Genomic DNA, 19,310 nt, shown 5'->3' on the forward strand with positions numbered 1-19,310 from the left:
GCAATCCCCCCCGGGGTGAGCAAGGAAAAATCGGTTATTCCGCCCCCGTTTTCATGTGCCGGTCACGCCGGCCGTGGCATGCGGTTGTGGCCCTGATCGGTCGCAGCCGTTACCCTTTGCGCCGCGGCGCTCGCGCCGTCCCGCTGCCATGCCCGGTAACTGGCGGGTATTTCCCTACGCAAAGGCCTGATTCGATGTCCGCACTGATCTGTGGTTCCCTCGCCTACGACACCATCATGGTGTTTCCGGACCAGTTCAAGAACCACATCCTGCCGGACAAGGTGCACATCCTGAATGTGTCGTTCCTGGTGCCGCGCATGCGCCGCGAGTTCGGCGGCTGCGCTGGCAACATCGCCTACAACCTGCATCTGCTGGGTGGGGCGCCGATCCCGATGGGCACGGTGGGCCAGGATTTCGGCCCCTACCGCGAGCACTTCGAAACCCTGGGCATCGACCTGTCGCGGGTGAAGATCATCGAGGACCTGTTCACCCCGCAGGCCTTCATCACCACCGACCACGACAACAACCAGATCACCGCCTTCCATCCGGGCGCGATGATGCGCAGCTACGAGAACCACGTGAAGGACGTGCCGGGCGTGACCCTGGGCTTGGTCGGCCCGGACGGGCGCGAAGGCATGATCCAGAACGCGGAAGAGTTCGCTGCCGGCGGCGTCCCCTTCATCTTCGATCCCGGCCAGGCGATGCCGCTGTTCAACGGCCCGGAGCTGCGCCAGTTCATCGAGCAGGCCGACTACGTGGTGGTCAACGACTACGAGTCCAACCTGCTGCAGGAGCGCACCGGCTGGGACGAGAAGGACATCGTCTCGCGCGTGCAGGCCTACATCACCACCCAGGGCCCGAAGGGCGCGCTGGTGCACACCCCGGACAAGACCTACGACATCCCGCCGGCGCACGAGCGCCGCGTGGTCGACCCGACCGGCTGCGGCGATGCGTTCCGCGCCGGGCTGATCTACGGCATCCAGCACAACTACGACTGGCTGACCATCGGCCGCATGGGCAACCTGATGGGCGCATTGAAGGTGGAGCATCCGGGCACACAGAACCAGCGCTTCGACTTTGCCGAATTCAACGACCAGTTCAAGCAGCAATTCGGCTACGCGCTCTGAGGCGGCCGCGGGCTCCGAGTCCGATGCCTCCCCGGGCCGGCGCTAACCCCTGAATCGGGTACGCGCTCCGAGCTGGCCCGCACGTGCGGCACGCAGGCCGCAGCCTGCGGCCTTATCCCACCAGACCAGTGCAGGACCGTCCCTTCTCCCCCCGGGGGGAGAAGGTGCCCCGCAGGGGCGGATGAGGAGACAGGCGAAGCCACGTGCAGGTTGGAAAGACATAGGGCTTCACCTCGTGCCCTCACCCCAACCCTCTCCCGGCTGCAGAGGGCTTCAGCCGCACCAGCGCAGGACTACCCTTCTCCCCCCGGGGGAGAAGGTGCCCCGCAGGGGCGGATGAGGGGAACGGGCGAAGCCACGTGCAGGTTGGAAAGACATAGGGCTTCGCCTCGTGCCCTCACCCCAATCCTCTCCCGGCGGGAGAGGGCTTCAGCCGCACCAGCGCAGGACTATCCCTTCTCCCCCCGGGGGGAGAAGGTGCCCCGCAGGGGCGGATGAGGGGACGGACGAAGCCACGTGCAGGTTGGAAAGACATGAGGCTTCGCCTCGCACCCCCATCCCCCTGCGCCGCACGCCGGCGCGTGCTTCTAGCGCGGGCGCGCTCACGCACGCGCGCCCCTGGCGCGCAAGCGGTGCCTTCTCGGCCCGCAGGGAAAGGCGCGTCATCATCGGCACACGTTTGCTGCAATGCAGTTTGAGCATAGGCCCGGTTTGTGTCTCTACTGACGCCTCGCGTCCATCGAGGAACGCTGGCCCATGTCCGAGCCAGTCGTCGCCGCCGCTTCCATCGTTACGCCGGAGATCGAACCGGATGCCCTCCGGCAGATCAGACGGCTGCGCGACATCGCGCCGCTGGCCGCGCCACTGTCGCGCTCGTGGCGACGCTGCCTGGACGATTACGCGCTGCTGCCCGAAGCGACACCCGAGCCACTGGTGCACGACGCCCTGCACGTGCGCGAGCGCCAGCAGCGGCTGGGCGAGGTGCTGCGCATCGCCAGGGTGGAAATGGAAAACCTGTACGAGCAGATCGCCGGCAGCGGCTATGCGGTGATTTTCGCCGACGCCGATGCCACCGTGCTGCACAGCGTGCACGACTCCACTTTGCTGCGCGAATTCCGCCAGGCCGGCCTGTTCTGCGGCGCCAGCTGGGCCGAGTGCCATCAAGGCACCAACGGCCTGGGCACCTGTGCAGCCGAACGCACCGCGGTCAGCGTGCATCGCGGCGAGCATTACCTGACCCGCCACCTGCCGCTGTCGTGCAGCGGCGCGCCGATCCTGGACCCGCACGGCAGGCTGCTGGCGGTGCTGGACGCCTCCACGCCCAACGCGCAGGACAGCAAGCAGATCCAGCGGCACACCATGGCCCTGGTCAGCATGTCGGCCGCGCAGATCTCGCGTTCGCACTTCCTCAACCAGTTCGGTCACGCCTTCATCCTGCGTTTCCACAGCCGCCCGGAATTTGCGGGATTGCTGCACGAGGCCTTGATCGCGATCGGTGCAGACGGGCGTGTGCTGGCGGTCAACGAAGCAGTGCTCGAACAGCTGGGTAAGCTGGACCGCAGCCAGCTGGTGGGCCGTGATATCTCGCAGGTGATGCAGCTGGATTTCGACACCCTGGAACACCGCGCCGGCAGCGACGCAGGCACCTTGTGGTCGATTCGCTGTGCGTGCCATGGACGGCGCTTCTACGCGCTGGTGCGGCCGCCGCGCGCGCGCGCGGTACCGGCGGTCGTCGGCGCTGCCGGACAGGCGGCACCGGAGTGCGAACTGCAGCCGGGCGAACATGTCGGCTCTGATTCGCGCATGCGCCACAACCTGGCCAATGCGCTGAAGCTGGCCGCACATCGCGTTGCGATCTTGCTGCGCGGCGACACCGGCACCGGCAAGGAAGAATTCGCCAAGGCGGTGCATCGCGGCTCGCCGTGGGCCGGCGGGGCCTTCGTGGCGATCAATTGCGCGGCGATCCCCGAGGCGCTGATCGAAAGCGAATTGTTCGGCTACGCGCGCGGCGCATTCACCGACGCCGCGCGCGAAGGGCGCCACGGCAAATTGCTGCAGGCCAGCGGCGGCACGCTGTTCCTGGACGAAATCGGCGATATGCCGTTGCCATTGCAGAGCCGCCTGTTGCGCGTGCTGGAAGAACAATCGGTCACCCCGCTCGGCAGCGAGCGTGCGGTGCCGCTGGAGCTGCACGTCATCAGTGCCAGCCACCGCGATCTGGGGCAACGCGTGGCCGCAGGCGAGTTTCGCGAGGATCTGTACTACCGCCTCAACGGCGTGGTGCTGCACCTGCCGCCGCTGCGCGAACGCAGCGACAAGGCCGAGCTGATCCGCACGCTGCTACGCGAGGAAAGCGCCGAACGCAGCGTGCGCATCAGCGAAGAGGCCATGCACAAGCTGCTCAGCTACGCCTGGCCCGGCAATCTGCGTCAGCTGCGCAACGTGCTGCGCACCGCCGCGGTGCTGTGCAGCGATGGCGTGATCCGGCTGCCCAACCTGCCGCAGGAAATCGTCGATGCCGGCAGCGCGCCGTGCCTGGTCGATGGCCGCGCGGTAGCCGCCGACGACATGCCCGGCCGCGCCGCACTGGATCAGGCCGAACGCGTGGTGCTGCAACAACAACTCGAACGCCATCGCTGGAACGTCAGCCGCACCGCCGATGCACTGGGGATCAGTCGCAATACGCTGTATCGCAAGCTGCGCAAGCACGGTCTGGATACCGGGTGATGGGGGGGCTGGGATTGGGGATTCGGCATTGGGGATTCGTAAACGCTGGCACAGCGCTGATGCCAGCGTTTGATGTTGCCAATCCCCAATCCCCAATGCCCAATCCCCTCTTCAAAGCGCCCACCGCACCCCGATCAGATACTGCCGGGGCACCCCCGGTGCCAGAAAGCGGGCCGGTCCGGTTTCCACCGGCGATTGCTGCGGGCGGGCGAGTTCGCCGTCGGGGAACACATCTTCGGCCACGGCGGCATAGGTGGCGTACTGGCGATCGAACACATTGTCGATGCGTGCGAACAGCGACACGCGCGCAGTGATGGCCCAGCGCGCCTGCAGATCCACCAGCGCGTAGCCGGCGGTGCCGATGTCGATGCGCCCGGGCGCGGCCTCGCCGTCTTCGGCGTTGTCGACCTGGCCGTCTTCGTTGCCGCTGGCGACCCGCCCGGAGACCGCGCGCATGCCCACTCCCAGCGTCAGCGCATCGCGCTGCCACTCCACCCCGAGCTTGAGGTTGTGCCGCGGTAGCGCGGCGATCCGCAGGCCCGGCCGCAGGGCGATCACGCGTTCGCCGGACAACAGTTCGCCGCTGCTGCGATAGGTCGCATCCAGATAGCTGTAGCCGGCCGACCACTGCCAGTCGCCGCTGCGCAGGTGCAACGCGAGATCGGCGCCCTGGTAGCGGGTACGGCCGACATTATCGAAATAGCCCAGTTGAGTATCCGGTGCGCGCAGGAACAGGATGTCGTCGCGATTGTCGGCGCGGTACACCGACAGCGTGGCGTGGCTGTCGGCCGATGGCGTCCAGCGCGCGCCCAGCTCGTAGGTGCGCGAGACGATCTGCTCCAGGCGCGGGTCGGCCTGCAGGCCGGTGGGCAACCGGCATGGCTGGGTGGGATCGGCGCAGCCCAGCTCGATGGCCGTGGGCGCGCGCGTGTTCTGCGCCACCGAGCCGTACACGGTCAGGCCTGACTCCAGCCGATGGGTGAGACCCAGCGAGGGGTTGGCCTTGGCGTAGACGAAGCGCTCGCGCGGGCGGTCGCCATCGTCGGCGGTGGAGAGGATGTTGTCGACCACCACGCGGTTCCAGCGCACGGCGGCGGTGAGATGGGTGGCCGCGTCCAGCTCCCAGGTATCTGCGATGAACGCACCCAGCGTCTTGGTGCTGCCGCGCACGCCGGAAAAGAACGCACGCTCGGCATCGGGGTCTGCCTGCACCGAACGGTCCGGCTGCACCCAGCCATCACGGGCGAATTGCAGATACCGCACATGCCCGCGATCGAAGGTGACCCCGGCACTGAGCGCATGCGCGCCCCATTGCTTGCTCAGATTGATCGCAAGCCCCTGCGCATCCTGGCGCATCTGGGTGGTGTTGAGCGCACCGGTCGGCAGCGTGTCTGCATCGGCACGCGCCACATCGCACTCGGCGTCCAGGGCCGTACCATCGGCCGCGTAGCCGGAGGCGCATTCTTCGACGAACTCTTCGTAGTCTTCGCCGATATCGCCGTTGACGGTGTCGCGCCGCCCCACCCGCGAGTACGCCAACGCATGCAGCGCAGTGTCGGCATCGAAGCGATGATCCAGTTGCGCGGTCAGCAGCGTGTTGCGATTGCGGGTGAGGTCGGGCGAGGTGTAAACCGCGCGGCGATCGGCGCGATACAGCCCGGGCTCTGGCCCTTCATCGGTGTAGCGCGTCTCCGGCAGCAGGCCATTGCCGATCAGGCGGCTGCGCCCGTGCAACAGCGACAGGCTCCAGTCGGTGTCCTCGCCCTGTCGCCCGAGCTTGCCGAACAGCGTGCCCAGGCGCCCTTCGGAGGCATCGCGCCAACCGTTCTCGTCGAATCCGGTCACCGCCACATACCCATGCCAGCCATCGGCGCCGGCAACGCCATAACCGGCATCCAGCCGCTTGCGCGCACCACTGCCGATGCTCAGTTCGCCCTGCACTCCGGGCGCGGTCAGGCCGGAGGCGGTGGTCAGCACCACCGCACCGCCGAGCGTGTTCGGCCCGAACAAGGGGTTGGAACCAGGCATCAGGGTCACCGCCGTGATGGCCGCTTCGGGCAGCATGTCCCAGCTGACGATGTCGGCGAACGGTTCGTTGACGCGTACGCCATCCAGGTACACCGAGACCCCTTGCGAGGCACCCGGCAAGGCCGAGGCGCGAAAGCCGTGGAAGGTGAGATCGTTCTGGAACGCGCTGCCCTGCACGTCGTTGCCGTCCACGCCGACGAAGCGCCGTTGCAGCAGGTCGCCGAGATTGTTGCTGCGCCCGCGCGACAACTGCGCGTCGGTGGCCGACTGCACCATGTACGGCAACTGCGCCGCGTCGATGGTGGTGCCGGGGATCGGCGTGGCGGTGACCTCGATCCGGTCCAGCCAGGTCGCCTGCGGCGCGTCTGCCGCCGCGACCTGCGCACTGCCGGCAAGCAACGCCAGCATACAGGCGCCCACCAGTGCGCGACGTCGAAGTAGCGTGGTCCTGCAGTTGCCGGCTGCCATAGCTGTCTCCCTCAATAAAGCACGATCGATTTGATGCCGCGCGCCGAACGCAGATCCGCCAGCGCCTGATTGATGTCGTCCAATGCGAGCGTGCGGGTGATCAGCGGTGCCAGCTGGAGATCGCCACGCAGATAACGCTCCACATAGCCGGGCAACTCGCTGCGCCCCTTCACCCCGCCGAACGCACTGCCGCGCCATACCCGCCCGGTGACCAGCTGGAATGGACGTGTGCTGATTTCCTGCGCATCGTCGGCCACGCCGAGAATGACGCTTTCGCCCCAGCCCTTGTGGCAGCACTCCAGCGCCGCGCGCATTGCGCCGACATCGCCCACGCATTCGAAGCTATGGTCGGCACCGCCATCGGTGAGGTCCACGATCACCTGCTGGATCGGCGCGCCGTAGTCGCGCGGATCCAGGCAATCGGTGGCGCCCAGCGCGCGTGCCAGCGCGAATTTTCCGGGGTCGATATCCACCGCGATGATGCGCCCGGCCTGTGCCAGTATGGCGCCCTGGATGACCGACAAGCCGATCCCGCCCAGACCGAACACCGCCACGCAATCGCCGGGCCGCACATGCGTGCTGTTGAGCACCGCACCCACCCCGGTGGTGACCGTGCAGCCGAGCAGGCAGACCTGATCCAGCGGCGCATCCGGGTGGATGCGCGCCACCGCGATCTCCGGCAGCACGGTGTATTCGGAAAACGTGCTGGTGCCCATGTGGTGCAGGATCGGGCGCCCATGCAAGGAGAACCGGCTGCTGCCATCGGGCATCAGGCCGCGCTCCTGGCTGCTGCGGATCGCCTGGCACAGGTTGGTGCGCCCGGAGCGGCAGAACTTGCACACCCCGCACTCGGGCATGTAGAGCGGGATGACGTGATCGCCGGCACGCACGCTGGTGACGCCGATGCCGACATCTTCGACGATACCGGCCCCCTCCTGCCCCAGGATCGCCGGGAAGCTGCTTGCCTGCCCGTGCGCCAACGCATGCGCGTCGCCATGGCAGATGCCGGTGGCGACCAGGCGCACCAGCACTTCACCGGGGCGCGGCGGCTGCAGATCCACTTCTTCGATGGTCAGCGGCTGATGCGCAGCCCAGGCCACCGCGGCACGTGTCTTCATCCCGCCTCCCCGGCGCGTATCGGCATGGCCGCCACTCAGCGCGCGATGACCACGCCCCACGGCAGTTCGCCGACAGGGATCTGTTTGAGTTCGCGCAAGCTGGCGGTATCGATCACGCTCACCGTATTGGAACGCCCGTTGGCCACATACAGCTTGTCGCCGGCCGGTGTGAGCGCCGGGTTCCAGGGCCGCAGGCCGACCGCGATCTCGGCCACGCTGCGGCCCTGCCGGGTGTCGATCACGCTCACCGTGCCGGCGCCGCCGTTGGATGCGTACAACCGCGCGCCATCGCCCGACAGGGCGACCCCGGCGGTGCGCACGCCGGCCGGCAGGCTGGCGCGGCGCGTGCGGGTCTTCAGATCGATCACATCCACTACGTTGGCGGTTTCCTGCGCGATGTAGACGCTGTGTCCGTCCGGGGCGAACGCCATCCCGCGCGGGTGCCCGCTGGTGGCGACCACGCCACGCGACTGGTGCGTGGCCAGTTCGATCATGTCCATGTCGTTGGAACCTTCGTTGCTGGTGAGCAGCCACTGCCCGTCCGGCGTGTACGCGCAGTGTTCCGGTGCCTGCCCGCGCGTGGCGATGACCTCCTGCACGCGGAACCGCGCCGCATCGATCAGCATCACCTGGTTCTGCCCTTCCACGCACACGGCGAACTGGGTGCCATCGGGCGAGCGGGCGATGCCTTCGGCGTTCTCGCCGATGTCCACCTGGCGCAGCACGGTGTCCTTGGCGGTATCCAGTTCGATCAACCGGTGATGCTGCGCATCGATCAGATACAGCAACCCCTGTGGCCCAGGCAGTACCTGCTGCAGGCGCTTGCCGAGCTGGCCCTGCGCGCTGAGCGTACGCACCACGGTGTCGCTGGCGGTGTCGATCACCGACACCGTGCCGCTACGCTGATTGGGCACATACGCAAACACCGGCGGCGTTGCAGGCGCCGGCGCGGCATCGGTGGCGCCTGCCGGTGCGGAGACCGTGGGCGCCGCCGTGGAGGCGGTCGCCGGCGCGTCGCGCTGGCAGCCGGCCAGCAGAAGCAGTGCGCCGAGTACCCCGCCAAGAGGCAGGCGCAGCCAGGCGCCGGAGGCCGCTCTCGATGCGCCTGGCCTCATTGCGCCTTGCCCGCGGTCTTGTTGATCGAATGGATGAAGGCCAGCAGTTTTTCGGTATCGCCGGGCTTGAGCACCGGTGCGAACGGCGGCATCTGCCCGACGACCTTTTCATGCCCGATGCGGGTCTTGCCGTGGGTGATCATCGCAGCGGTGCCTTCGCTGATCAGCGTGCGCAAGGTGTCGTCGTCGCCGCCGTACACCCACACATCGTTGGTCAGCGGCGGGCACATGCCACCGCCACCGGTGCCGCCATGGCAGGCGTTGCAGCCGGCCGAGAAATAGATCTTCTTGCCTTCGGCCACCAGCTCCGGGGTGACCTTGACCTCGGGCCCCTTCGGAATCGGCACCACGGTGGCCGGCGGGGCGGGCGGAGTGGCCGGATCGGGCGCAGGCCCGGCAGCGGGATTGGGCGTTGCCGGCGGTGCGGCAGCGGACGCGGGCGCTGTGGCGGCTGGTGCGGGCGCTGGTGCGCCGGCGGCAGCGGGCGTTGCCGCATCCGGCGCCGCGGCGGGCGGTGGCGCTTCTTCCTTGCCGCATGCCGCCAGCACGGCACTGAGCAGCGCGCCGCACAGCGCTGCGCGGACGGAACGATCGATACAACCCACGGTGGACTTGCGCATGAACGAACCTTTCTGATCGGAGGGAACACCGCGCACCCGTGCACGCAGTGGATGAAACAGTCAGCGTCTGGAGGGGCGCCCGGCATCGCTCAACAGCGCGGCCAGCGCGGTATCGCCACGGTCCTGCGCCAACGCTGCGGCAGTCTTGCCTTCGCGATTGCGTGCAGCCGGGTCCGCGCCGGCGGCGAGCAGGCGTTTGGCAACCTGTTCGCGTCCGGCCGCCGCGGCCAGCATCAGGGCGGTGACACCGGCCTGGTTGGCGTGCCCTACATCGGCGCCGCGCGCGAGCAGCGCGTCGAGAATGGCCGGGTCGTCGCGTGCCACTGCAAACATCGCCGGCGTAAAGCCGGTGGCGTTGGCGCGCCGTACATTCGCGCCGGCGGCGAGCAGTGCCTGGACCACTTCGGCATCGGCGTAGGACACCGCCAGATCCAGCGCGCTCCAGCCATCACCGGACACGGTGTCCACCGGCGCGCGCTTGCGCAGCAGGCGGCCGACACTGTCGGCATCGTTGGCCCAGGCCGCCTTCATCAACGCGGTCCAGCCGCTGGCATCGCGCGCATCCAGCCGTGCGCCGGCATCCAGCAGCAGGCCGACCAGATCCGGTTCCTGGTTGCGGATGGCCTGATGCAGTGGCGGCTCACCGAGCAGGTTGGGCGTGTTGGCATCGGCACCATGCCGCAGCAACCAGGCCGCACGTACCGCATCGCCGGCATCCAGCGCATGCGCCAGTTCCTGGTTGGGGTCGGCACCATCGGCAATGCGCAACTGCAACTGCGCCAGCTCCTGCGAGGAGGCGGCAGGACTGCGCGCAGTCGATGCGGCGGCCGGTGTGGCGTAAGGTCCATGCGACGGCAGATCGCCAGCCACGATGCAGTCGCTGCAACGGACCAGCGGCACGTGATAGTCATGCAGGATCTGCGCGATCCTTGCCGCGTTGTCCTGCAGCGCCTTGTTCAATGCATCGCGGAGCGGCGCGTTCTTGCGCGACACCGCCCACGCCATCGAGTACTCCAGCACCGCATCGTCGATGGTGTTCAACGGCACCATGCCCAGCCCGCCACGTGCGGCGTAGTAGCCGGCCACCGGCCCCCAGGATTCGGCCGCATCCAGCTGGTTGGCGGCCACCCGCTCCACCAGCTTGCCCGGGTGCTCTTCCGGCGCGCTGGCCGAGTCGTAGAACAGGTATTGCACCTCGCCGCTGATACCATGCTCGTACAGCGCCTGGCGCGCAGGCGAACTCTGGAACACGCCCAGCTTGATCGATTTGAGCGCCGCATCGTCCAGCGAGCGCGGCCTCAACTCCAGGCCCTTGCGCGTCACCAGCACATAGGTGGAACGGTACACCGGGCGCGTGGTCAGGCCTTGCTCGAAGTCGCTATTGAGATCCATCAGCAGATCGCAGCGGCCGGCATTGATGGTGCTGCGCGCCAGTCCGCGCTGGTAATAGGTGCGCCATTCGTATTCCAGCCGCCGGCCCATGGCATCGGCGACGACGTGCGCAATCTTGTTCTGGAAGCCTTCGCCGGCCTTGTTGGACAACGGCATGTTGCCCGGGTCTGCGCAGACGCGCAGCACTGTGGGATCGGGCGCAGGTGGCGGCGTGTTGGCCGGCGTCTGCGCAGCGGCTGGCGCTGCGGTGGATGCCATGGATGCAGGTGTCGCTGTGGACGCCGCACCGGAATCGGAAGCGCGAGCCGCCGGTGAGGACGGCTCGCGTGTGCAACCTGCGGCGACGAGTCCGAGGCTGCAAACCAGCAGCACGGTGTGCAGGTGCCGGTGGGTACCGCGCAGGCCGGCAGCGAGCTGCCGACCTGCGCGTCCAACGCCTTGCGTGGATGTCATCGTGCCGTCTTCGCTGCAGCATTGGCGGTGCCGCCACCGGCGGAGGCGGTGGCCGTTGCAGTGGCGGACACGGTCTTGCCGGCCCCATCGATGCGGAAGGTGTGCACCATGCCGCCCAGCGGGATCTTGTCGAAACCGGCGCCAAAGGCCAGCCCGGCCGCACCCAGCGCGCCGTACGGATCGGACGGATCCAGACCTGCGGTGACCGGCAGGCCAATCCAGCCGCCGATTCCGGAGAACACCGCAATGTACTGGTGTCCGTTGGCCTTGTAGGCGATCGGGTTGCCGATGATGCCGGACGGCAGCTTCATCTCCCACAGCTTCTTGCCGGTGTCCTTGTCCACCGCACGGAACCAGCCATCCAGGGTGCCGTAGAACACCAGCCCGCCATCGGTGACCAGGGTGCCGCTCCACACCGGGAACTTCTCCTTGATCTCCCACTTGGACTTGCCTTCCACCACGTCGAAGGCCTTGACGATGCCTAACGCGCCGGGCTCGTTCGGCTTCATCATCACATTGGCGAACACATATGGCAGGCCCATCATGGTGTTGCCGCGTTCCTGCGGCTCCAGCTCCATGTGCCAGTTATTGGTGCCGCAGAAGAACACGGCCGAATTGGCCGGATCCACCGAACACGGCTGTTGATCCTTGCCGCCCATCGCCGACGGAAACGCCTGCACTTTCTTGCCGCGTTCCAGCGGCGAATGCGCAGCCACCTTCACCGGCCGGCCGGTCTTCATGTCGATGCGTTCGGCCCAGTTGGCCGGCACGAATTTATGCGCGCGCAGCAGCGTGCCATCGCGACGATCGAGCACATAGGCAAAGCCGTTGCGGTCGAACTGCACCACCGACGGGACCTGCTTGCCGTCGATGGTCAGGTCCACCAGGATCGGCTCGTTGATGCCGTCGTAGTCCCACTGGTCGAACGGGGTCTTCTGGTAGCCCCATACCGCTTCGCCGGTATCGATCTTGCGCGCGAACAGCGTCATCGACCACTTGTTGTCGTGTTCACCGTTATTGCATTCCTCCTGCGTGGTCTTGCCGCAGCGATACGACGGGCTCCACAGGCCAGGATTGCCGGTGCCGTAGTAGACCAGCTTCAACTTGGGGTCGTAGCTGTACCAGCCCCAGGCCGCACCGCCGCCGCGCTTCCATTCGTCGTTGGGGAAGGTCTTCACCCCGAGATCGCCGAGCTGGCCGTATTGCGGATTGGCCTTGTTGAAATCCGGCCCCAGGCAGATCGCCTTGTCGGTACCGGCCGCGTCGCAGGACCAGGCCTGCTTGCCGTCGGCCAGGTTGTAGGCGGCCACGCGCCCGAGTACGCCGAACTCGTTGCCGCTGATGCCGGCCACCACCTTGCCGTCGGCGATGATCGGGGCCATGGTGATGGTTTCGCCCTTGTCCGGGTGCGCGAGTTTCTGCTTCCACGCTTCCTTGCCGGTCTTGGCATCGAGTGCGATCACATCGCCGCTGAGGCTGCCGAACACCAGCTTGCCATCGGCATACGAAGCGCCGCGGTTGACCGTGTCGCAGCACGCCACCGCCACCGAACGCTCGTCCTGTTGCGGGGTGTATTTCCACAACACCTTGCCGCCGTCTTCCTGCGCGGCCAGGTCGATGGCGAACACGTTGTTGGGATACGCGCTGACCATGTACATGATGTTGCCGATCACCAGCGGCTGACCTTCGTGACCGCGGGTGGCATCGGTCTTCATTTCCCACGACATCTTCAGGTTCTTGACGTTGTCGCGATTGATCTCGGCCAGCGGGCTGTGCCGGGTGAGCGCGAAATCGCGACCGACGCCGCCCCAGTTATCCGCATTGCTGGCATTGGCGGCGAATTCGCTGTCGGTATCCACCACGGCAGCGGCCGGCGCCGCCGCCGGGGCTGCTGCAGGTGCCGGCGCGGCGGTTTCGGCCGGCGTGTCCTTCTTGCAACCGGATAACACGGCGCTCAGCGCGAGCATCAGCAGCGCGCCGCTACGAACGCTGCGACAGGAAGATTGGTGCATTGCGTCTACCCCTCTCGGTGGAAGTCCAATCGAACGAAGAGCCACTGGCGTTTGATGCACGCGACGACGGCGCAAACGGGTGGGTGCGGCAAAGACGCAGCACAGCGCGTGCCAGCGCACTGTTGCGGCGCAGCACCCTGATGGAGAAAGGAGTTGTGAGCATGGCGCCGGCACGGCGCGAAAAGTGTCACGCATTCGGCACACTTTGCGCCTTACGTGCTGTCGCGCTGGTGGAGCACTGCGCACGCCTGCGTGTGGAGATACGGCACAGCTGCGCGTGGCCACGCAGGTCATGCCGACTGTGCTGGAGAACGTGGGAACGCCTTGCTTGCCTCCGCCCGCCGGGAGGCGGCGCCCGATGAAGGATGCGAGCGGGCACCGCACTGTTGGAGCCACCGCGCGACCCATCGATGCTGCACGCGCCGTGCAGCGTCTTTGCGCGATGTACTGAGAATATGCCGACAGTCCCCGGGCCGTACCCTCACCCCAACCCCTCTCCCGCGGGGAGAGGGGCTTCAAACACGGCACCGACGATTTACTTCTCCCACCGGGACATTGAGAGCGGCTGACGACATGTAGCGAGCGGTCGTCAGGTGGGGGCGGACGGCGTGCTCAGCACCGGAGTATCCGCGTGGTACATGCCGCACCGAGCAGCGGCCTCGCAGTAGCGTTGTCAGCTGCCCCTCAATGACCGGCACTGGCCTGCCAGTGGTGTAACAGTTCAACACAATCGCGCAAGCGCCAATCGGCCAGGCCCGGCCAGGGGTCGCCGGGGGTATTGACCAGCACGGTGCCTGCGCCGGCGGCGCGGCCACAGGCCAGGTCGTTGTGGTGGTCGCCGACCATCAGTAACGCTGTGGCATTCACTTCCCAGCGCCGCTGGAAATACTGCAGGCCGTCGGGCGCGGGCTTGGGCGCGGCCTCGTCGCGGCCGACGATGTCGTCCCATGCGAAGACATCGCCCAGGCCGATCGTCTCCAGCGTCACCTGTGCCAGCACACGCGCATTACGGGTCAGCAGGCCGAGCCGGCAGCCATCGGCCTGCAGTGCGCGCACCAATGCCGGCGCGCCCGGCGCAGGTTGCGCGGCCTCGGCCAGCGCGCGTTCGTGTTCCAGCAACCAGGCGTGCTTGGCCTGTGCCTGATCGGCAGGCAATGCAGCCAGGTGATGCAGGATGTCGTGTTCCGGCGGGATCTCCAGCGCGCGCCGGATCAGCGCGAAATCGTGCGCCGGCAGCGTGAGCGTACCGTCCATGTCGAACACCCAATGCCGGTAGGCGGACAGCGGCAGGCGTGCGGCGATCGCGCCGTCCATGCGCTTATTTCCAGCCCGGCATTTGCGTGGTATCCAGGCCACCGACCTCGAACTCGGCCGTGCGCGTTCCGCCGGCCTTGACCGGGAAGGCGATGCTGATGCGCTTGGCATTACGCACCACTTTCCACAGCGCCTTGTCGTCGTCGATGAACATGGCGATCGCTTCATCGGTGTCCGGGCGGTGGGCGGCCATCGCGCGCGGTGCGCCACCATCGGCGGCGACCTGCACCTTGCAGCCGCCGTAGCAATTGAAGTCGCCGGCCTTGAGCACGAGATAGCTGTGGCGCTTCCACTGCGGGTGATCGCGGAACACCAGGCTCACCGGCTTGGGCCCGCTGCCGTCCACATCCACGCGCTGCTTGGCATCGATCATCGCCGAGCGCTGTGTGCCGCCCTTGGCCGGTACCTGCGAGTACTGCCAGAGCGCCTGCATGCAACGCAGTTCGCGCGCCTGCTCGCCCTTGGCCTTGATGTCGGCATAGCCGGGTTCGATGCGCGTGGCGGCCGCGGTGCCGGCATAGCCTTCGAGCAGGGCCGCACCGTGGGCGCGCGCCATGTCCCAGTTCTGCGCCTTGACCGCTTCGTCGTATTGCTTGGCGAGCGCATCGGCCTTGGTTTCCTTGGCCTGCGCCTGCGCGGTTTCCTGCGCCTTGCGTTGCGCCTCGCGGTCGGTGCAGGCGCTCAGGGCCGCAACGCACAAGGCCGCGCTCAGCAGATACTTCATCGTCGACTCCGGAAGGCATGAAAGGCAGCGGCAACGATACCAGCCTGCCCGCGACAGCCGCGATCAGACTGCGGCACAGCGTAGGAGCGCACCCGGGCGCGATGGAGCATTCCCGGTAACGCCACGTCGCGCCCGGGTGCGCTCCTGCAACGGCGATTGCAGGGCGCGGTGCCGCCTGCACGATGCAGCAAGGAAAGCGGCGGGAGGGCGTCTGCAACGCCCTCCCCTACCATTACGGCTGCGGCTGTGCCGGCGCCGCCGCCTTGGCCTTGGCGATCATCTCGGTCACCGAGGCGGTGGTGATCGGGTGATAGCCGGGCTTAGCCTTCTCGAAGGCCTGTTCGGCAAACGCGATACCGTCCGGGGTCTTCAACAGTTCGGCATAGATCGGCAGCACCAGCTTGCGCCGGCCCACGCGCTCGATGAACTCGCCGGCAGCCGGGCGTGCGTCGGTGTAGCCGCTGCGGATCGCCAGCGGATACCAGCGCATGGCGATCTCGCCGTTCGGGGTACCGGTGAAGTGATACGCATCGTCCAGCTGCTTGAGCTGCTCGGGCTTGAGCGTGGCGCCCATGCCGCTGAGGAAATGCACCCACTCCTGCGTGCCCCACTCGCCGGTGACCTGCTTGCTGGGCAGCGTGCCGCTGCCGCTCCAGGCGATGCGCGCGGTGTCCACGATGGAGAAACTGCGCGAGCGCGCCTTGGCCGCAAACGCCGGGATGCCCGGCTGGTTCAACCACGCATCCACTTCGGCAGCGGTCACCGCGGTGGGGTTCTTGGCCAGCAGGTTCTTTTTCAGGTAATCGACGAACTGGTCGGTGGTGGCGCTCTGGAAGGCGTGGTCGTCGAACCAGCCGCGCAGGAACGGGTCGAATACCTCGCGGCCGAAACGCTGCTCCAGGAACTGCAGGAACCAGGCGCCCTTGACGTACGCCACCTGGCTCAGGGCTTCGTCCGGATCGCGCTGCGCCAGCGGCGGCAGTGCCAGGGCCTGGTCGGCCGGCGCCATCTCCTTCACTTCGGCCAGCAGATCGCCCTGGTCGATCTCGCGCTCCATCTCGGCCATCTCGGCGCCGTACAGCGCCTCGGTGATGCGGCCCTGCACGTAGGTGGTGAAGCCTTCGTTGAGCCAGATGTCCTTCCAGCTGGCGTTGGTCACCAGGTTGCCGGACCAGCTATGCGCCAGCTCGTGGGCGACCAGCGACACCAACGACTTGTCGCCGACGATCACGGTGGGCGTGGCGAAGGTCAGGCGCGGGTTCTCCATGCCACCGAACGGGAACGACGGCGGCAGCACCAGCATGTCGTAACGGCCCCAGCGATACGGGCCATAGAGTTTTTCGGCGGCACCGATCATCTTCTCGGTGTCTTCGAACTCCTTGGCGGCCTTGTCGGCCATCGCCGGCTCGGCCCACACGCCCGAGCGCGCGGAGATCGGCTTGAACACCACATCGCCGGCGGCGATGGCCAGCAGATAGGACGGGATCGGCTCGGGCATCTTGAAGCTGTAGTCGCCGTCGCGCGCGGCCTTGGGGTCGTTGTCGGCGCTCATCAGCACCATCACGTCCGGGCGCGAGGTCACATGCGCGCTGTAGGTGAAGCGCACGCTCGGGGTGTCCTGCAGCGGCACCCAGCTGCGCGCGTGGATGGCCTGCGACTGGCTGAACATGAAGGGCAACTGCTTGCCCTCGGTCATCGACGGCTCCAGCCACTGCAGGCCCGAGGCGGTGGGTGCGGTGTGATAGGTGATCACGACCTTGGCGGGCTGGTTCGGCGTCTCGATGGTGAGCTTGCTGCCGAAGGTCTTGTCGGCCGGCGCCAGCGCGAACTGCAGCGGCGCCAGGCCGCCCTTGCCGTCGTCGGCCTGCACCTGGGCGATGCTCAGCTCGCGCGTGTCCAGCACCAGCTGCTTGGCGGCCTTGTCCTTCCATTCCAGCGTATAGGTGGCGGTGCCACCGATCTGCTTGCTGTCGAAATCCAGCTTCAGGTCCAGCGCCAGATCCTTGATGACCACCAGCTGCGGCTGGGCGTAGGAGCTTTCGTCGTGGTTGCGGGCGTCTGCTTTCACGGAGGCCTTGGCAGTGGCGGCCGGCGCGGCAGCGGTGGACGCCGGCGGCGTGGAGTCATTGGAACAGCCGGCCAACGCAATGGACACGGCCAGGGACAGCGACAGGAACGGGAAGCGCATCGACGGCACCGCAGCGAGAGAATTGGCCATTTTAGCGCCCCAGGCCATGACCTGCCCGTGCCGCCGCGCGCGGGCGTGCCGCCGGTGGCCGCCGACAGCTAGCGCCTGCTGACAGTGCGCGCTGGCGCAGCGCCGGCGGTCATGTCACCGGATGATCGCGCGGGGTGTCATGCCCATCGCGCACCAGGCGCCGGCCACCGGAGAACTTGGCGCGGTACATCGCCGCATCCGCACGCCGGTACAGCTCGGTGGCATCCACATCCGCTGCGTATACCGCGCTGCCGGCACTCAGGTGCAGCGGCGCTTCCTCGCCGTCTTCGCGCTCGAGCATGGACAGCCATTGATTGAGCTTGAGCGTGGCCTCGTCCTCGCCAGCGTGCACGCCGATCAGGAATTCGTCACCGCCCCACCGACCGATCCAGTCCTGCGCGCCCAGCCAGCCATAGGCCGATTCCACCAGCCGCACCAGCACGCGGTCGCCGGCCAGATGCCCGAAGCGGTCGTTGATCTGCTTGAGGTTGTCCATGTCCAGCACGAACAGCACGAACGGCCAGCCCCCGCGCTGCGCGGCAGCCACCGAATCGCGCATCGCCTGTTCGCAGCCGCGGCGGTTCAGCGCCTCGGTGAGCGGGTCCAGCAGCGCGTGCTTCTTGAGATCGCGCATGCCGGCATCGATGCCGCGCAGGCTGCGGTTGATTCCGCGCAACAGCCGGCCCAGTTCGTCATCGCCATGCTCGGGCAGGCTGGGCAGGCGCTGGTCGGCGTAATAGGTATCCAGCGCGTCGGCGGCGATACGCAGTGGCGCCAGCAGCCGGTACAGGGCCGAGAGCGTCAGGGCGGTGCCGGCCAGCGTCGCCAGCAGCGCCACGACGATCACCGACCACAGCAGGTGTCCGCCCAACTCGCTTTGCGAGGCCAGCCACGCAATCAGCAACAGCAGCGGCAGATGGATGCCGACAAAGGTCACCGCCAGCAGCTTGGCGCTGAAGGAGCGGGGAAACACGCGCGAGAGCCCGGCGTACAAGCGCATCCAACTCTCCGGCAAGGGGGTGCCTAGTGTCGCCGACCGCTGGTGGAGCCAACGCGACGGAAGTCGCAGAACCTGGCGGTGCGCACGCCGATGCAAACAGCAACCGGCGCAAAGCGAACCCGAGCACCCGGGCTGGCATGCAGCACGCAATGCGCGGCATGCCAGCCCCGGAGGCGCGAGGTCAGATCTTGTAGCCGGAGTGGATCGCCACGATGCCGCCGGTGAGGTTCTTGTAGTGGCAGCGTGCGAATCCGGCCTCGCCCATCATGCCCTTGAGCGACTCCTGCGGCGGATGCTTGCGGATGCTTTCGGCCAGGTACTGGTAGCTGTCGGCATCGCGCGCGAACAGCTGACCCAGCCTGGGCAGGATCTTGAACGAATGGAAATCGTAGATCGGCTTGAACCACTCGGCGGTGACTTCGGAAAATTCCAGCACGCGCGCCTGCCCGCCCACCTTCAGCACGCGGTACATCTCGCGCAGCGCGGCATCCTTGTCGGTGACGTTGCGCAGACCGAAGGAAATCGTGACCAGGTCGAAACTCTGGTCCGGGAACGGCAGCGCTTCGGCATTGCATTGCACGTAGTCGAAGCCGGCCACCAGCCCACGGTTGGTCAGCCGGTCGCGGCCCACCGAGAGCATGCCGGCATTGATGTCGCCCAGCACCACCGCACCTTCATCGCCCACACGCTCTTTCAGCAGCACGGCGATGTCGCCGGTTCCGCCGGCCAGGTCCAGCACCCGGTCGCCCGGCTTCACCTGCGCGGTGGCCACGAAGTAGCGTTTCCAGGCGCGATGCACGCCCAGGCTCATCAGGTCGTTCATCAGGTCGTAATTGCGCGCGACCGAGGTGAACACTTCGCCGACCAGCTTCTGCTTGTCCTTGGCAGCGACATCGCGAAAGCCGAAATGGGTGGTACCGGAGGTATAGGGGGATTCGCTCATGGGGGGATTATCGCACTGCTGACACCACCGTGACCGCCACCGGACCATACT

13 protein-coding genes and 1 other RNA gene are annotated in these 19,310 nt (G+C 67.3%); 2 read left to right on the plus strand and 12 right to left on the minus strand.

Annotated elements, in window-relative coordinates; translation table 11 throughout:
* The first annotated feature begins 194 nt into the window (after positions 1-194).
* Entirely contained in the window at positions 195-1,127 is a 933-nt protein-coding gene (locus XcodCFBP4690_RS02010; protein WP_104539399.1) for a carbohydrate kinase family protein, read from the plus strand.
* A 756-nt stretch (positions 1,128-1,883) separates the two neighbouring features.
* The gene (locus tag XcodCFBP4690_RS02015) at positions 1,884-3,854 is read left to right on the plus strand and encodes a sigma-54-dependent Fis family transcriptional regulator (protein WP_104539400.1); all 1,971 of its coding nucleotides are present in this window, start codon (positions 1,884-1,886) and stop codon (positions 3,852-3,854) included.
* 111 nt (positions 3,855-3,965) lie between these two features.
* Here XcodCFBP4690_RS02015 and XcodCFBP4690_RS02020 read toward each other — a convergent pair whose 3' ends face one another.
* From XcodCFBP4690_RS02020 to ubiE, 12 genes are all read right to left on the minus strand, one after another.
* Positions 3,966-6,350 (minus strand): TonB-dependent receptor, encoded by a 2,385-nt coding sequence (locus XcodCFBP4690_RS02020; protein ID WP_104539401.1) that lies wholly within the window; start codon positions 6,348-6,350, stop codon positions 3,966-3,968.
* 11 nt (positions 6,351-6,361) lie between these two features.
* Positions 6,362-7,468 carry an S-(hydroxymethyl)glutathione dehydrogenase/class III alcohol dehydrogenase gene (locus tag XcodCFBP4690_RS02025; RefSeq protein ID WP_104539402.1) on the minus strand — a complete coding sequence of 369 codons (1,107 nt, stop codon included), beginning with the start codon at positions 7,466-7,468 and terminating at the stop codon, positions 6,362-6,364.
* A gap of 35 nt (positions 7,469-7,503) precedes the next feature.
* Positions 7,504-8,583, minus strand: coding sequence for a beta-propeller fold lactonase family protein (locus XcodCFBP4690_RS02030; protein WP_104539403.1), 1,080 nt, complete (start codon positions 8,581-8,583; stop codon positions 7,504-7,506).
* Positions 8,580-9,239, minus strand: coding sequence for a c-type cytochrome (locus XcodCFBP4690_RS02035; RefSeq protein WP_104539404.1), 660 nt, complete (start codon positions 9,237-9,239; stop codon positions 8,580-8,582). Before XcodCFBP4690_RS02035 ends, XcodCFBP4690_RS02030 begins: the two co-directional genes overlap by 4 nt.
* Positions 9,240-9,263: 24 nt before the next feature.
* The gene (locus tag XcodCFBP4690_RS02040) at positions 9,264-11,048 is read right to left on the minus strand and encodes a quinoprotein dehydrogenase-associated putative ABC transporter substrate-binding protein (protein ID WP_104539405.1); all 1,785 of its coding nucleotides are present in this window, start codon (positions 11,046-11,048) and stop codon (positions 9,264-9,266) included.
* Positions 11,045-13,060: a methanol/ethanol family PQQ-dependent dehydrogenase gene (locus XcodCFBP4690_RS02045; RefSeq protein WP_341871606.1), complete on the minus strand. Its 2,016-nt coding sequence runs from the start codon at positions 13,058-13,060 to the stop codon at positions 11,045-11,047. Before XcodCFBP4690_RS02045 ends, XcodCFBP4690_RS02040 begins: the two co-directional genes overlap by 4 nt.
* Before the next feature lie 563 nt (positions 13,061-13,623).
* Positions 13,624-13,700: non-coding RNA, sX9 sRNA (locus XcodCFBP4690_RS02050), on the minus strand.
* A gap of 44 nt (positions 13,701-13,744) precedes the next feature.
* Entirely contained in the window at positions 13,745-14,374 is a 630-nt protein-coding gene (locus tag XcodCFBP4690_RS02055) for an HAD family hydrolase (protein WP_167394430.1), read from the minus strand.
* A 4-nt stretch (positions 14,375-14,378) separates the two neighbouring features.
* Positions 14,379-15,098 (minus strand): hypothetical protein, encoded by a 720-nt coding sequence (locus XcodCFBP4690_RS02060; protein WP_104539406.1) that lies wholly within the window; start codon positions 15,096-15,098, stop codon positions 14,379-14,381.
* Between the two features lie 232 nt (positions 15,099-15,330).
* Positions 15,331-17,286, minus strand: a complete 1,956-nt coding sequence (locus XcodCFBP4690_RS02065; RefSeq protein WP_208622674.1) for a M1 family metallopeptidase — start codon at positions 17,284-17,286, stop codon at positions 15,331-15,333.
* 139 nt (positions 17,287-17,425) lie between these two features.
* Positions 17,426-18,316 (minus strand): GGDEF domain-containing protein, encoded by an 891-nt coding sequence (locus tag XcodCFBP4690_RS02070; RefSeq protein ID WP_167394431.1) that lies wholly within the window; start codon positions 18,314-18,316, stop codon positions 17,426-17,428.
* 181 nt (positions 18,317-18,497) lie between these two features.
* Complete coding sequence (ubiE, locus tag XcodCFBP4690_RS02075; RefSeq protein ID WP_104539409.1) at positions 18,498-19,259, minus strand: bifunctional demethylmenaquinone methyltransferase/2-methoxy-6-polyprenyl-1,4-benzoquinol methylase UbiE; 762 nt, start codon at positions 19,257-19,259, stop codon at positions 18,498-18,500.
* Positions 19,260-19,310 lie beyond the last annotated feature (51 nt).

This window comes from Xanthomonas codiaei (assembly GCF_002939785.1).
Taxonomy (GTDB): domain Bacteria; phylum Pseudomonadota; class Gammaproteobacteria; order Xanthomonadales; family Xanthomonadaceae; genus Xanthomonas; species Xanthomonas codiaei.